Annotated in this window: 12 protein-coding genes; 9 read left to right on the forward strand and 3 right to left on the reverse strand. The window is 57.2% G+C overall.

All coding sequences use genetic code 11. The features are described 5' to 3' along the window. The 5 genes from QZ511_RS13695 to QZ511_RS13715 form a co-directional block, all read left to right on the forward strand. On the forward strand, positions 1 to 609 hold a 609-nt coding region (locus QZ511_RS13695; RefSeq protein WP_295803146.1), incomplete at its 5' end, for an adenylosuccinate synthetase. Positions 610 to 813: 204 nt separating this feature from the next. After that, the gene (locus QZ511_RS13700) at positions 814 to 2,211 is read left to right on the forward strand and encodes a selenium-binding family protein (protein WP_295803148.1); all 1,398 of its coding nucleotides are present in this window, start codon (positions 814 to 816) and stop codon (positions 2,209 to 2,211) included. 22 nt (positions 2,212 to 2,233) lie between these two features. After that, positions 2,234 to 2,896, forward strand: a complete 663-nt coding sequence (locus QZ511_RS13705) for a hypothetical protein (RefSeq protein WP_295803149.1) — start codon at positions 2,234 to 2,236, stop codon at positions 2,894 to 2,896. 201 nt (positions 2,897 to 3,097) lie between these two features. After that, positions 3,098 to 3,766, forward strand: a complete 669-nt coding sequence (locus QZ511_RS13710; protein WP_295803151.1) for a hemolysin III family protein — start codon at positions 3,098 to 3,100, stop codon at positions 3,764 to 3,766. Positions 3,767 to 3,886: 120 nt separating this feature from the next. Next, positions 3,887 to 5,128, forward strand: a complete 1,242-nt coding sequence (locus QZ511_RS13715; RefSeq protein ID WP_295803153.1) for a lytic murein transglycosylase — start codon at positions 3,887 to 3,889, stop codon at positions 5,126 to 5,128. Between the two features lie 140 nt (positions 5,129 to 5,268). Here the strand turns inward: QZ511_RS13715 and QZ511_RS13720 are convergent, their stop codons facing one another. Continuing rightward, on the reverse strand, positions 5,269 to 6,285 hold the full coding sequence (locus QZ511_RS13720) for a succinylglutamate desuccinylase/aspartoacylase family protein (protein WP_295803155.1): 1,017 nt from the start codon (positions 6,283 to 6,285) through the stop codon (positions 5,269 to 5,271). Between the two features lie 164 nt (positions 6,286 to 6,449). On the opposite strand from QZ511_RS13720, the gene QZ511_RS13725 reads away from it, so the two are divergent. Further along, positions 6,450 to 7,646, forward strand: coding sequence for a multidrug effflux MFS transporter (locus tag QZ511_RS13725; protein ID WP_295803157.1), 1,197 nt, complete (start codon positions 6,450 to 6,452; stop codon positions 7,644 to 7,646). Here QZ511_RS13725 and QZ511_RS13730 read toward each other — a convergent pair. Both QZ511_RS13730 and QZ511_RS13735 read right to left on the reverse strand, forming a co-directional pair. Then, positions 7,596 to 10,709, reverse strand: a complete 3,114-nt coding sequence (locus tag QZ511_RS13730) for a DUF6531 domain-containing protein (protein WP_295803159.1) — start codon at positions 10,707 to 10,709, stop codon at positions 7,596 to 7,598. The two genes, QZ511_RS13725 and QZ511_RS13730, sit on opposite strands and share 51 nt — an antisense overlap. Before the next feature lie 17 nt (positions 10,710 to 10,726). Then, on the reverse strand, positions 10,727 to 11,596 hold the full coding sequence (locus tag QZ511_RS13735) for a Stp1/IreP family PP2C-type Ser/Thr phosphatase (protein WP_295803160.1): 870 nt from the start codon (positions 11,594 to 11,596) through the stop codon (positions 10,727 to 10,729). Between the two features lie 220 nt (positions 11,597 to 11,816). On the opposite strand from QZ511_RS13735, the gene QZ511_RS13740 reads away from it, so the two are divergent. The 3 genes from QZ511_RS13740 to QZ511_RS13750 form a co-directional block, all read left to right on the forward strand. After that, a complete protein-coding gene (locus tag QZ511_RS13740; protein ID WP_295803161.1) occupies positions 11,817 to 12,635 on the forward strand; it encodes a transposase in 819 nt (272 codons plus the stop codon). Then, positions 12,632 to 14,140, forward strand: a complete 1,509-nt coding sequence (locus tag QZ511_RS13745; RefSeq protein ID WP_295803163.1) for a type VI secretion system contractile sheath large subunit — start codon at positions 12,632 to 12,634, stop codon at positions 14,138 to 14,140. Before QZ511_RS13740 ends, QZ511_RS13745 begins: the two co-directional genes overlap by 4 nt. A gap of 50 nt (positions 14,141 to 14,190) precedes the next feature. Next, positions 14,191 to 15,305: FHA domain-containing protein (locus QZ511_RS13750; RefSeq protein WP_295803164.1), on the forward strand; the 1,115-nt coding region annotated here is incomplete at its 3' end.

Consider the following 15,305-nt stretch of genomic DNA (forward strand, 5'->3'; position numbering starts at 1 on the left):
GTGACCTCGTCCAACACCACCGCCGGCGGCACCGCCACCGGCTCCGGTTTCGGCCCGCTGTACCTGGACTATGTGCTGGGTATCACCAAGGCCTACACCACCCGCGTGGGCGGTGGTCCTTTCCCCACCGAGCTGGGCTGCGACGTCGGCCGCCACCTGGGTGAAAAAGGCCACGAGTTCGGTGCCACCACCGGCCGCCAGCGCCGCACCGGCTGGTTCGACGCGATTGCCGTGCGCCACGCGATCCGCATCAACAGTATCTCTGGCCTGTGCCTGACCAAGCTGGACGTGCTCGACGGCCTGAAAGAAGTGAAGATCTGCGTGGGCTACCGCAATGCCGCCGGCGAAGATGTGCCGGTGCCCTTCGATGCCGCTGGCTGGGAAGGGGTGGAACCGGTGTACGAATCCATGCCGGGCTGGAGTGAGACCACCTTCGGGGTGCGTCGCGAGGCGGACCTGCCGCAGGCGGCGCGCAACTACATCGCACGCATCGAGGAGCTGGTGGGCGCGCCCATCGACATCATCTCCACCGGCCCGGACCGCGTGCAGACCATCGTGCGCGAATCCTCCGCGCTGTGCGAAATGGGCATCCACAACCCCAGCGTGTGATTGTCCGCTCCCGGCGGGGCAGGCAGCTTCCGGCCTGCCCCGTACCTCGGCAAGTGCCGTGTACAAAGGTGCCGACAAAGGCGCCGAAAAAGATGCCAGCAAATCGCCTGATAGCTGTTTGACCCGGCCCCTCCCGCCCGCGCAGTTTCTATACTCCGATCCTCGGTGTCATTTCTATTTTATGGCGAGGCAAGGAGTGCTGTTATGGGCCTGTGGAAACCCGATCCCTCATTTTACCCATCCCCGAAAATGGCGATGCAGGCGCCACCCGAGCGTCACGCCTATGTGGCCGCGCTGAATTACGGCCGCAACGACAAGCCTGATGCAATCTGCGTCGTGGACCTGGATCAGGATTCGGATACCTACGGCAGCGTCATCGGCAAGACCGAGCTGCCCCATGTGGGTGATGAATTGCATCACTTCGGCTGGAATGCCTGCAGTTCCGCTCTGTGCCCGTTTGCACCGCACCCGCACCTGGAGCGGCGCTATCTGGTGGTGCCGGGAATTCGCAGCTCGCGGCTGTATATCATCGATACCCAGCCGGACCCCACCAACCCCAAAATCTCCAAAGTCATCGAGCCGGAAGAGTTGATGGCCAAGTCCGGCTACAGCCGGCCCCATACGGTGCACTGTGGGCCGGACGCCATCTATGTCAGCGCCATGGGTTCCGCCGATGGCGAAGACGGCCCCGGCGGAATTTTTCTGCTGGACCACTTCAGCTTCGAGGTAAAGGGCCCGTGGGAAATTGACCGAGGTGACCAGCAACTGGCGTATGACTTCTGGTGGCACCTGGCGGAGGACGTGCTGATCAGCAGCGAGTGGGCCAAGCCACACCAGTTCGAAAATGGGTTGGTGCCGGAAGACCTGCTCGCCAACAAATACGGCCACCGCCTGCACTTCTGGGATCTGCGCAAACGCAAACTGGCCCAGACCATCGACCTGGGTGCCGAGCACCAGATGGCGCTGGAACTGCGACCGGCGCACGATCCGCGCAAGTCTTACGGCTTTGCCGGTGTGGTCATCAGCACCGAGGACCTCTCCGCTTCGATCTGGCTGTGGTACCAGAAAGAGGGGCAATGGCAGGCGGACAAGGTCATCACCATCCCGGCGGTACCCGCAGAGCCCGATGCACTGCCACCGGCACTGCAACCGTTTAGCGCGGTGCCACCGCTGGTCAGCGATATCGACCTGTCCCTGGATGACCGCTTCCTGTATGTATCCTGCTGGGGCACCGGCGAACTGTTGCAATACGATGTGTCCGATCCGTTCAATCCGAAACTGGCGGGCAAGGTGGCCATCGGTGGTATCGTCAACAAGACTCCCCACCCCAAGTCCGGGGGCCCGCTCCTGGGCGGGCCGCAGATGGTGGAAATCAGTCGCGACGGCAAGCGGGTGTATTTCACCAATTCCCTCTACAGCACCTGGGACGACCAGTTCTATCCGGACAAGATGGGCGGCTGGATGGTGAAGGTGGATGCGGATCCGCAGGGCGGCATGGCGCTGGACCCCGAGTTCTTTGTCGATTTCGGCGAGACCCGGGTGCACCAGATTCGCCTGCAGGGCGGCGATTCGTCCACGGATTCATTCTGTTACCCGTCATGACCATCACTGTGATCGTGAAATTGTGGAGTGCGAGCTGATCGGGTCCATCGGCCCCTGGTTGGCCATGCTCGGCTTCGGGGCCTTCCACGGGCTGAACCCGGGGATGGGGTGGTTGTTTGCCTTGTCTCTGGGATTGCAGCAACAACGGGAGCGGGTGATTTGGGTCGCCCTGCTGCCCATTGCCGCGGGCCATGCACTGGCGATCACACTGGCGGCGGTGCTGGTGCTGCTGGGCTCCCGATTCCTGTCCCTGACCTTGCTGCAGTGGATTACCGCCGGGGTGCTACTCGCGGTCGGTCTCTACAAGCTGTTCAACTATTACCGCCATCCGCGCTGGGTGGGGATGAAGGTGGGGCTCGGGGACCTGTTCCTGTGGTCGTTCCTGATGGCGACGGCACACGGTGCCGGGTTGATGGTGGTGCCGGCGCTGCTGGGTGTTGCGGGGGAAAGTGTTGCGGGGCACGGCGCCCACGCGGGCCACATGGCCAGTGGCGGTGTCGATATGCTGCTGGCAATAGGCCTGCACACCGCCGCCATGTTGGTGGTTATGGGAGGCACCGCCTGGATCGTATACCGCAGGCTCGGTCTGGCGATCCTGCGCCAGCACTGGGTCAATTTTGATCTGATCTGGGCCTTCGCCCTCCTGGTGGCGGCGGCGATTGCGGCACTGATGGCATGGCGGTAGCAGATCTGGCGGCTGTGCAGCGGGTTATCCTTCCCGGCGTGTTTCGTTGTCCGGCAAACGTGTACCATTGGCCAGCGGGTACCCGCCGGTCCCAAACAGTACTTGCTTGGCGGCGGACAAATCCCGATCATGTGACCGTGATTAATCATATGGTCACAGAATTCCGCTATAGTGGTGGAAGCTTCAATTTGGAATACTGATATGCCCAGCACCCTACCCGCCAACATCAGCCAGCGCTACAGTTTCGCCGAGGAAATCGCCAACAGCGTGACTCACGGTGTCGGCGCGCTGCTGGCGATTGCCGGACTCGGGGTCCTCTGTGCATTTGCCGCATTGCGCGGCGATGCCTGGCACATTGTCAGCTCCAGTATCTATGCGGCCACCCTGATCCTGTGTTTTTCCGCTTCCACCCTGTACCACAGTATCAGCCACGCGGGTGCCAAGCAGGTGCTGCGCACCATCGACCACTCCTGTATTTTCCTGTTGATCGCCGGTACCTACACCCCGTTTACCCTGGTGACCCTGCGCGGCCCCTGGGGCTGGTCGATTTTCGGGGTGATCTGGGGCCTGGCGCTGCTGGGACTGATCATCCAGTTCACCCCGCTGAAAAAGATCCGTGCAATCTCGATTACCCTGAGCGCGTTGATGGGCTGGGTGGTCATCGCGGCGATCAAGCCCCTTGCGGAAAACCTCGCCAGCGGCGGCCTGTGGCTGCTGGTACTCGGCGGTCTGTGTTACACCGGTGGTATTGCGTTTTACCTGTGGCGGAGCCTGCGCTTCCATCACGCTATCTGGCACCTGTTTGTGCTGGCGGGCGGTATTCTGCATTACTTTGCAGTGCTGTTTTACGTGATTCCCCCTGCGCCCTGATCGCACGGTTGATTTCAGTGTCGGCTCGGTCACAGGCTGAACAACTGGCACATCTCCCCCCTTTCCGTTGACAGGCTCTCGTTCTACCCTTGTGCGAGCCGTTACTGCCAAGGAGTTGTCATGGGCCTGTCTTCATTTTCTTTCGCGCACTTTTCTCGCGCGCGTCCCTTTCATTTTCTGATACTTGTTTTCAGCCTGCTGCTCGCATTGCCGATCATCGCAACTGCTGCCGCCGACCCCGGTTTTGAAAAGTGGAAAAAGGAGTTCCGCAAGACCGCGATGAAAGAGGGGATTACCGCGGAGACCTTTGATCGCGCCTTCAAGGGCATCGATTCCCCGGACCAGTGGGTGCTGGACAAGGCCAGTTTCCAGCCGGAGTTCAAGGCGCCGGCGTGGCAGTACTTCGACAACCGCATTACCAAGTATGCGGTGAAGCGCGGACGCGCCAAGAAGCAGGAACTGCAGCCCTGGCTGGACAAGATCGAGAAACGCTCCGGAGTAAACCCGAATATCCTGTTGGCGATCTGGTCGATGGAGTCCAGCTTTGGCGCCATTCTGGATAATACCAATGTGATGCGCAGTGTTGTGCGCTCCCTGGCGACCCTCGCCTACGCGGATCCGAAGCGCAAGAAGTTCGGTCGGAGCCAGTTGCTGGCGGCGCTGAAAATTCTGCAGAGTGGCGATATTGATGAGAGCCACCTCACCGGTTCCTGGGCTGGCGCCATGGGCCACACGCAGTTTATTCCCACCAGTTACCAGGCCTATGCGGTGGATATGGACGGAGACGGCAAGCGCGATATCTGGAATTCGGTGCCGGATGCGCTGGCCACTGCGGCGAACCTGCTGGATAAAAACGGCTGGCGCAAGGGGGAGACCTGGGGCTACGAGGTGGAAATCCCCGAGCGCAAACTGCCGGCGGGCAAGCTGAAGATTTCCGAGTGGGAGAAACTCGGGGTCAAACGGGTGCGCGGCCAGGAATTTCCGCGCAAGGATGATATCGCTGAACTCAAGGTGCCGGCGGGCCGCGGTGGCCCGGCATTTCTGGTACTGAAGAATTTTTATGTGATCAAGCGCTATAACAATTCCGACCGCTATGCGCTGGCGGTGGGGGTGCTGGCGGATCGCATCGGTGGTGCGCCATCACTCAGCAGGGACTGGAAGCGCCCGTTTACCCGTCTCGACCAGGATGAGGTGATGGAGCTGCAGACCAAGCTGAAGGAAAAAGGCTTCTACGACGGCGAGATCGACGGCAAGGCCGGCTCCGGTACCCGCAACGCGATTCTCAAGTTCGAAGAGAGTGCTGGCGTGGAATTACAGGGGTTCCCGAGCAAGGAAGTGCTGGAGTTGCTCCGCAAGCAGTAGTGCATTTGCGATATAGAACTGCACCGCTCAGTGTGGTGGAGGTTGTGGGGAAAGCATTTCGGAATGCTTTCCCCGACAACTATCCTTCCAGTCGAACTTTTCCCTGCGCAAGCCGATATTTTCTTTCGATTTTATCGTGGCTAAAAATTCTCTTCCGGCAATAGCGAATCCTGCAGCAACTCCAGATTCTCCAGTACTTCGTGAGGCTCGTGGAAATAGGCGATGTGGTACATGGCCTCACCCTCCTGTACCAGCGGAATATTCTGCTTGCCAATGATGATCCCATCCGCATCGCTCAGTACCCGGTCCAGCTCGTTGCCGTAAAGGTCGGCAATGGTGGCGAGGACATCGCCTTTTTTCACATGATCCCCCAATTGCCGCTTGTGGTTTACGACCCCGCTGTCGCCGGCGCGCAACCAGCCGCTGCGGCGCGCGACGAAGGGCTCTATCCCGCCCTTGCCGCGCCGTGGCGGCAGCATCTTCAGGTGGCGCAGTACGTTGAGCACGCCCTTGGTGCCGGCGCGTATGCACAGTTCGTCGAAGCGCAGGGCTTCGCCCGCTTCATACAGCAGGATGCGCACGCCGAGGTCGGCGGCGGCCTGGCGCAGGGAGCCGTCGCGCAGGGTCGAATTCAGCATTACCGGTACGCCGAACGCTTTGGCCATTTCGCGGGTTTCAGCATCGTCCAGGTTGGCGCGAATCTGTGGCAGATTGCTGCGATGCATGGCGCCGGTGTGCAGGTCGATACCGTAGTCGCATTTGGCCACGACTTCCTCGAGAAAAACATGCGCCATGCGCGCGGCCAGGGAGCCGCGGGCGGAGCCGGGAAAAGAGCGGTTGAGATCGCGGCGATCGGGCAGGTAGCGGGACTGGTGCAGTACCCCGTAGACGTTGACGACCGGCACGGCGATGAGGGTTCCGCGCAGGGATTTAAGTGCGCGGCTGTTGATCAGGCGGCTGATGATCTCGACGCCATTCAGTTCGTCGCCGTGAATCGCGGCACACACGAATATGGTGGGGCCGGGCTTCCTGCCGCGGTGCACATATACCGGGATTGCCATTTCCGTGTCCGTATACAGGCGCACGATCGGTAGTTCGATATGACGGGTTTCCCCGGGAGCGACGGCGACCCCGGCAATCTTGAAGGCTTCTTCCATGGTGATCTCGAATACAGTTCCGAGGGTAATTGTAGGCGTGACTCGGAAGCTGGCGAAAGTCTCGGGAAATTGGCGGTTGGACTGAACCCTGTCCCTGTTAGAATCGAGACGGTTCGGGCGGTGGTCCGGCAGAGTGTTGAACCCGGATTAAGGACCGTTGCTGTATGAAACCCGAACTGATCAGGATGGCGCTGATACTGGGGCTGTTGAGCTGTGTCGGCCCCTTTGCCATCGATATGTACCTGCCGGCAATGCCGGCGATGGCGGAAGATCTGGGGGTGCCCGCAGCGGCAACGCAATACACCCTGATCGCCTTCTTTATTGCGTTTGGTGTTTGCCAGCTCTTCTATGGCCCCGCGGCAGATATGTTCGGGCGCAAACCGCCATTGTATTTCGGGCTGTGCCTGTTCCTGCTGGCGTCCATCGGTTGTGCACCGGCGCCGACCATCGAGTGGCTGATCGGAATGCGCTTCGTGCAGGGGGTTGGTGCCGCTGCGGTGATGTCGATTCCGCGCGCGATCATCCGCGACCGTTACACCGGTACCGAGGCCACGCGTCTGATGACAACGGTGATGCTGGTAATTTCCATATCACCGATGCTGGCACCGCTGTTTGGCAGCCTGCTAATGGGGCCATTTGGCTGGCCCTCGGTATTTTACGCGGTGGCGCTGGCCACCGTTGCCAGCATCCTGCTGATCCGGTTTGCACTGCCGGAAACCCTGCCTGCGGCCAATCGGGTGCCGGTGCGACTGTCCGCCATGTGGGACGCATTCCGCCAGTTGTTCCGCGATCCCTACTTTATGGGTATGACCCTGATTGGCGGTATGGGTATGGCGAGCTTCTTCTCGTTCATCTCCATTGCGGCGTTCCTGTATACGGATTACTACGGGTTGACGCCGACCCAGTTCAGCCTCGCCTTTGCCCTGAACGCACTGGGCTTCTTCATTGCCAGTCAGTTTGCGGCCAACTTGTGTGAGCGTTATGGCGGTGTACCGGTGGTGAAATGGGCGGTGGCCGGATTCGCGTTTTTCTCGGTGCTGAACCTGCTGCTGAACCTGAATGGGGTGGATAACTTCGTGGTGCTGGTCGGCCTGTTACTGGCGGGGAATTCCTGTCTCGGCCTGGTAGTGCCCACAACCATGGTGTTGTCCCTGGATGATCACGGTCCCATCGCGGGCACAGCGGCAGCGCTGGGCGGGACCTTGCAAATGATGCTGGGGGCCGCGGCGATTGCGATTGTCAGCGCCGTGTTTGATGGCTCGCCAATAACCCTGGTGGCCAGTATCGCCACCTGCGGGATATTGGCACTGTTATTGCGGCTTGTGACCTTGCGACAATTGCCGCAACCACTCGCCTCCTGACAGCAGCACTGTTGCGCAGCGGGTTTCCGCGCCCGCGTGCCAGTAGCTGAAATCCCGGTAAAAAAGCCGGGTCTCGCTATCGAAAAGTCCTGCAGTACCGCGGTAAACCCCGGGGCTGCCTTCGGCAGAGTCTATTTTCCAGAGCGGGCTACCCTCGTTGTCCAGAAGCGCCAGCAGCCTGCCGGTGTCATCTGCGATGTAGTGTTGTTGGCTACCTTCCCGCCAGCAGGAGATGGCGATATTCAGGTGTGGGTGGTGCAGATAGTGGGAAAGAAGCTTTTCCCCCTCCTGCAGCGAACACTCACTCCAAAGCCCGAAACTCCACCAGTGATGGATTAGTTGCCGTTGTCGCCCGGAGCCGCGGTGACTGCTGATTTTTCCGTAGCGACGGCCAAAAGCATCGTAACGAAAGTAGCTCTTGAAATCGCCACACTCTGCACTTTGCATCAGTCCCCAGCCATCGTATTGAAACTGCGATTTACCATCGGCGCGGTATGACGGTCGGGCTGTCACAATTACATTGCCTCGTTGGTTCTGCGCTACAGCCTGCTCTACAGAATGTGCAGTGGACGGACGCTGTAAAATGTCCTTCAGTTGTCGGGGAAAAACCTTGGGTGTATTTATTCGCCAGTTGCGATCTCCATCGAGGGAGATTTCCGAGAGGAAGCCGTCCTTGTATGCGCGACGAATCTGGCAGTTTCCCTGGCTCCAGATTTCGCTGGCCTCTTTCGACTCGGTGCGCAGTGTCATTTTTCCATTGGCAGAAATTTCATAAAGCCCGCCGCTGGCTGCGAAAATAAACCCGGCTCTGAAGGATTCAGAGCTTGCGCTGTTGAGCCATCCGCGCTTGTCATAGCGGTACGACAAGCTCAGGCTTTCGCCGCCGGTAATATCGTGATGTTCCGCGGCCAGATTGCCACACTGGTCATACTGGAAACGCAGATTGCTGTGGCTGTTGGCAGCCTGCAGCAGTCGGCCCATCGTATCGAAGTGAAAATTACACCGCTGGCCATTGTTGTTGCGAATCTCATGCAATGGGCCGGTCTCGGAGTAGAGGAAGTACCAGTGACTATCTCGATCGCGGTACTCGGTGATTCGCCCACCGGCATCGTGTTGCCATTCTCGCCAGTGATTGCGACTGTCATAAAAACGGATAACTTGCCCAAAAGGATCGTATTGCCACTGCAATACATGCTCTTCCCCATCCTCTCCCACACATTCCAGCTGGACTAGGGATCCCCAGGCGTCGTAGTTCATCTCCCAACTATCGCCGGAGGCAAACGAAATATGACGAATGCGGCCGAATTCGTCTCGCTGCCATTGCAGCTGGCATTCGCCGTCCATGCTGATCCGGCAGGGGTACTGCTCAGTGTCCCGGAACAGTTCCAGCGTTGCACCGGCAATCACACAGCCACTGAGCTCGCCGGCGTCATCGTAGTGCCACTGGCGCTCGGCAGAATATGGGCCGCTCTGGTGAGCTACTCGTCCGGAATGGTCGTAGCGCCACTGCCAGGTGCTGTCACCGCGGCGCAGGGACCGCAACAGTGATTGCGCGTCCCAGTCGAGCGCAACTGTACCGAGTTCAGGATCGGTGAGCTGCCGCAATTGACCGCGATCATCGTATCCAAATTTCCATTGATTGCCGGCGGGATCAACGATGGACAGTGGTTGAAAATGCTCTCCGTAGGCAAAATGCCAATTTTGGTCACCCGCCAGATGAACCGCAAGCAGGCGTCCTGTCGCGTCGTATTGATAGCGGTGATGCAGCTCCTTGCATGTGCGACGTAACAGGCGCCCAAACTTATCGTATCGAAATATTTCCCGTTGACCGTCCGCCGTAACTTTGAGTGTGAGATTACGGTAGTAGTCGTAAAAATAGCGGGTTTCTCTGTCGTGTTGTCGCTCAAGGATAACATCGCCAAAAGTATCAAATCGTATCTCGATATCATGGCGAGCCTCCGAAGAAAGCAGGCAGGTGTGCCGTCGTTGCTGCCAACGCAGCCGATGAACGAGACCGTTCTGCGCCACCAGGTTACAGCGCTGAAGATCATCATATTCAAAGCTCACTGTGCCGTGAGCATTCCCTTCCAATCTGGATAGATGGTGGTTCTCATAAAAATAGTTTTCCCTCATCGCGCCGGTGTGCGCTGCGTGTAATCGGTTTCCTTCACCATACAAGTAGCTGCACCTGGCGTTGGATTCAGGGGATTGATTAAGGTCCCTTATTTCACTGAGGTATCCGTCGCGGTAGTGGAATTCCAGAGTGCGTCCCCAGGAAGTAACGATTCTGTGGGGGCAGTTGTCACGATAGTCAATGGCGAGTGTGTTGCCGAAGCCATCGCGCAATTCACATAGCGGCGCGTAACTTCCTGCTCCATCGGCGCGAAATATTTTATCCGGATGGGAAAACCCGCTCAGGCGAAAGCTGAACAGGCTCTGACGAACCAGTAATAGGCGCTCGCTGCGATTAAAACAGCCGTGACCAATTTCTGGCAGGTCAAAAATGACCAGTCGACCTTCCGCGGTATGCAGTGTGATTTTGTCTTTACTGGCTTCGTCTGTTCCTGCCAGCTGCAATTTTTCGTTCAGTGTGTGCCGCCAGCCGCTACCGAGGCAGCTGTCGCCATTTGCAGATGGCCGGTAGTAACGTTGCCAACGAAATTCAAAAGGGCCGCCAAGTACCAAATCTGTACGAGAAAACGCGGTTTCTCCACTGGCAGCTATCACATGTTCTGCGACTCGCCGGCAGCGTGACAGATCCGGCAGCGTATTACCGTGAAGGCTGGTGCCCGCATAATTACAAAAGCGCACCGGAAACTGTGTGGGGGTATGCATCCAGGGTTGATCGGGCGCCCGGGACAGGCTGAAACCAGTGGCGAGTATTGTGGGAGGCTGTGGCCATGGTGAATGTTGAAAATTAGGTGGCACGGTGGCGCCAGTAACGCTGCTGGCATCGAGCCAGCGGCAGAGTTCTGGGGCACTGACCGATGCGGGTGGCAGATCGGGTGGTTCTAATTCAGAAATTCGCTTCGGAATAAAATCGACCAGACGTTCCGGTGTCATGTCGGTTTCTCAAAAAATTACTGTGGATTTTCGTTGTGTCGCTGCATCCTGCGTACCGTGGTATCTTCGGATTTTTGCGGTGTCAGGGTGATGGAGATTCCGGAAAATTCTGCCTCGGCTTCCGGCTGACTGCAAAATTCAATAATGCCAGCGCTGATATTGTCTTTGCCGCCGTGCTGATTGGCGTCGTCAATAAACCGGTAAACGCATTCCAGTGCAGGGCGATGGTTTGCCAGAACGGAGCCAATGGTTTCATCTTCCAGGTACTCGGTCACGCCATCAGTACATAGCAACAGCAGCGCGCTTTCCTTGAGTGTCCAGCTGTTTATAGTGGCTTCTACAGAATCCACTACACCGAGCGCCCGGGTAATATGATTTTTTACTTGGGACACCTGTGCCTGTTCTGGCGTCAGCTGTCCCGAGTCAATCATTTCCTGCACAACACTGTGATCCCGTGTAAGACGTTGTAATCCGTGATTGTTCCATAGGTAAGCGCGTGAATCGCCGATATGCGCCACTATCAGAAAATCCTCCCAGATTGCTGCAGTCACGAGAGTTGTGCCCATTTGTGAGAACTGCGGGCGTGTCCGCTTTGTTTCGATAATCTTCTGGTTGGCTTTCGCTATCGCGTCCACCAGGCTGGCGCGCAACATAAGTTGTTGTTGTGCGGGGGAGCAGGCAAGAAAGGTCTGATTCATTAGTGAGTCGAACTGAACCTGCAGTGTATCGGCAGCGATACGGCTGGCGATGGCCCCGCCACTGTAACCGCCCATGCCGTCGGCGACTATCACATAAGCAAAGGGGTAATTTGTATCACTGCGGCAGCGGACACTGTCTTCGTTTTCTTCGCGTATCTTTCCGATATCGGTACGCGCGTTTACTGCCAACCTGAAGGGCTCCATGCCAATCATTGCTCCGCTAATTGGTACTGTTGTAAGAATTTCCTGTTATTCCGAAGGAAATACTTTGACTTGAATCATTAATGTTAACTTGCCTGCGCGTAACGTTTGAATTTTTTTTGATTCATTTGCAATAATGCCCACCTCATTGGAATCAAGTGTGTGCAGTTGGTACAGCTGTGCAACTTAAAAAGGATTTTTTGGCAAGATGCCCCGTCTTCCGAGACTTAATCTAATTGATATTCCTCAGCACATTGTCCAGGTGGGGCACAATAATCTGCCGTGTTTTTTTGATGCAGAGGATTATCGGTTCTATCTGGTCAGCCTGAAAAGTTCTTCTGAGCAATACCGTGTCGATGTTCATGCGTACGTGTTGCTGCCAAATATGGTGCAGATTATTGCCACGCCCAGAGTGCCAAATGGCATATCGTCGATGATGCAGTCGCTCGGAAGGCGCTACGTCCAATATATCAATCACCGGTATAAGCGTTCTGGTACGCTGTGGGCCGGACGTTACAAATCCAGTCTGATCGACACCGATGCGTACCTGCTTACCTGTTATCGCTATGTGGAGTTGCGCCCACTTTACCTTGGGCTTGCCGACTCTCTCGGTGACTATCCTTGGTCGAGCTTCAATCACCATGCGAGTAACTCGAATAGTGATGTTATCTCCGATCACAGGCTCTACCTGGAACTGGGGGATGGCCCGCAAGCGCGTGCGGAGGCCTACAGGAAACTGTTTAGATACCGCTTTGATCGCCGCCTTCTGGAATATATTGCCGAAACCATCAAGCTCGGTCAGGTACTCGGCGGCGATGTCTTCAAAGAAAAGATCGAGCAGATAGCCAACCAGCGTGTACGGCCGCTTAAGCGCGGGCGCCCCAGAAAGAGTAATAAGAAAATGATCGTTGATGATGTGAAAGCAAAGGCCGAAAAACGCGACACTGACGATAGCTGTAATTCCCGGGCGCCCTCCCGTGATAGTGAAGATGCAACCTCGGCAGTAGCGACGGAGCAGATCTCGTGAGCCGCGCAGTGGTCAGTACTGAAAAAGCAGAGTTCAGCGCAGGGCGGAGCAATAAGCCTGACGGTAAATTGCACCAGGGTGCCAAATTGAAAGTCGCGATCCTGGGAGATTTCAGCGGACGTGAAAGTCGCCAATTGTGTGAACCGGAATCCCTTGCTGCGCGACGGGCATTCCGCTTGAGCAAGGACAATTTCGAATCCTTGTTTGAGCAGATGAAAGTCGGGCTGCAGTTACCATTGATGCAGGACCCGCTGTGGCTACTTGAGTTCGATGATCTGCATCCGGATTATCTGTATCACCGGGTGCCGATTTTTCGCAAGTTTATCGACCTGGAAAAACGACTGTTAACCCCGGCGGAATTCCCCCGCGCAGCCGCCGAAATACAGCAGTGGCAGCCTGCACTGCGAGGTATCGACGTTAGCCGGCCCGCGACGGCAACACAGTCCATGTTGGATGCCATCCTGTCTGGCAGTCTGTACCGGGACCAGTATGAATGCAGTACAGATTCGGGGATTGATCGATTGATCAAGGATATCGTAGCCCCCTATGTACAGACAAAAGCGGATACCAGTCAGGAAATCTACCTGCAGGCGGTCAGGCAGGCGGCTTCCGAAACCATGCGTAAAATAATGCATCACAGCGATTTTCGTCAGCTGGAAGCAAGTTGGCGCAGTCTGCACTTGCTGATGCGGAGGCTCGTCGAGCATCCGAATTTGGAAGTCCACCTGATTGATGTGAGTAAGGCGGAGATTCTCGCGGATTTTGCACAGGCGGAAAGTGATCTGGAACAATCCCAGTTGTTCCAGCGCCTGGTCGTCCGAGAGGCGGTAGCTGGTGGTGGACCCTACAACCTGGTGGTAGGAGATTTCTATATTGCCGATGACGAGCGTGACCTGCATTTGCTGATTGATTTCGCAACGATTGCGGAATCTGCAGATAGTGCCTTGTTGTTTGGGGGCGATGTACGCCTGGCCGGCTGCCCGAGCCTCGCGGGATCCCCGGACCCAGACGATTGGCACTACACGTTGTCGCAAGAATTTGAGCAGAGCTGGCAGGCAGTACGCGAGTACGACGCGTGCAGGCACGTGGCGCTGGCCGCACCGAGATTTATGTTGCGCCTGCCCTACGGCGCCGACACTGCACGTACCGAGAGTTTTGACTACGAGGAGTTAACGGCAGACCTGGGCCACCAGTATTACCTTTGGGGCAATAGTGCCTATCTGCTGGCGCTGTCACTATGCCACCAATTCGTAAATTCCGGGCAGCCCGCAGCAGTGGCAGCGGATTGTTACACCGACCTGCCGTTACATCTGCGAAAAATGCCCCAGGGGACCTGGGTGACCCCCTGTGCCGAGACGCTGATGAATGATCGCGCTGCTGCGCGTTTCACCAGCGCCGGAATCAGTACGTTGCGATCGGTTCAAGGCAAGGATGAAATCCTGTTGCCGAGACTCCAGTCGCTTTCTGGTACTGATCTCCGGGGACCATGGTGTTCAGCCCGGTAAATTCGGACAACTATCGACCACTAAAATCCAAAAGCGCGAGTCTCTGTGACATGGAAATTTTGCTTTCCGTATTGGCCGATCCCGATGGCGCCAACATGCTCAAACATACCACGCTGTTCAACTCCGCTGGCGGCAGTCTCGGGCGCGCGGATAGCAATGACTGGGTGTTGCCAGATCCGCAGCGGGTAGTGTCCTCGAGACACGCGCTGATCGAATATAAAGGAAATCAATATTTCCTCGTCGACCAGAGTACCAATGGCACGTATCACAATCAGTCAGGTGAGCCTATTGGCAAGGGTAACCGTGTACCGCTTAAGGATGGCGATATTATCAGTGTGGGCGATTATCAACTGAAGGTTGCCATCCGCAGCACAGCTGTGGACGAAGCTCTGCCCAAGGGCCTGGGTACTGCCGATTTTCTCGATAGCGCTGATCGCACCACTTTTAGTCCCGCGGCAGAGGCAAAAATGCAGAACCGCGAGGAGGCTCGACAGCTCGATAGCTGGTTGGAGCCGGAAGCCCCGGGTAGCAAAAATGCGAGCGGAGAGTGGGGCTATCTGCTGGTGGGACAGGAGGCGCACACGAGTAGTCAATTTCTGGGACAGGAAAATCCAACTGACCCCATGAAGGTGCTGAATGCAGCGACGAATCAAAGTGGGCCAAGCGATTTAATGGCTGGATTTGGCGCAACCCCCGAACTGTCTAACAATTGGGGTGACGACGATGCCTGGTGGAAAGAGGGAAGTACCGAGGATCACGCACCGGCACACAGTCATTCGATGGAGATATCTGCTAAGTCACCGCAACAACCGGAAGTGCAGCTGCAAGCCTACCAGCAATCGCAGCCGAGCCCACAGGCGTCGCCGCAGCACTTTCCGCAATTGCTACCGGAAACCAGTCCGGTTGTGTCTGGCGGCAACGTAACACGCTCGAACAATCCGTTTGCCGATTCGTTTTCGGCGGTGGATGGGTTGCAGACACAGGGCGTTCCAGGGTTTGACACGCCGTCTGGCTCCCAAAACCCTCCCGCTTTGAGCGCTGCTGCAGAAGCTTCGTCGTCATTTGCGCCGTTACAGCCCACACCCCAGACTGTGCAACCGCAACCGCAACCGCAACCGCAACCGCAACCGCAACCGCAACCGCAACCGCAACCGCAACCGCAACC

The organism is uncultured Microbulbifer sp., from assembly GCF_913055755.1.
Lineage (GTDB): Bacteria > Pseudomonadota > Gammaproteobacteria > Pseudomonadales > Cellvibrionaceae > Microbulbifer.

Bases quoted from the DNA above. Each gene is read 5' to 3' on its own strand.
- QZ511_RS13700 (WP_295803148.1), top strand. From the start codon at position 814: ATGGGCCTGTGGAAACCCGATCCCTCATTTTACCCATCCCCGAAAATG.
- QZ511_RS13715 (WP_295803153.1), top strand. From the start codon at position 3,887: ATGGGCCTGTCTTCATTTTCTTTCGCGCACTTTTCTCGCGCGCGTCCC.
- QZ511_RS13740 (WP_295803161.1), top strand. From the start codon at position 11,817: ATGCCCCGTCTTCCGAGACTTAATCTAATTGATATTCCTCAGCACATT.
- QZ511_RS13725 (WP_295803157.1), top strand. From the start codon at position 6,450: ATGAAACCCGAACTGATCAGGATGGCGCTGATACTGGGGCTGTTGAGC.
- QZ511_RS13710 (WP_295803151.1), top strand. From the start codon at position 3,098: ATGCCCAGCACCCTACCCGCCAACATCAGCCAGCGCTACAGTTTCGCC.
- QZ511_RS13720 (WP_295803155.1), bottom strand. From the start codon at position 6,285: ATGGAAGAAGCCTTCAAGATTGCCGGGGTCGCCGTCGCTCCCGGGGAA.
- QZ511_RS13730 (WP_295803159.1), bottom strand. From the start codon at position 10,709: ATGACACCGGAACGTCTGGTCGATTTTATTCCGAAGCGAATTTCTGAA.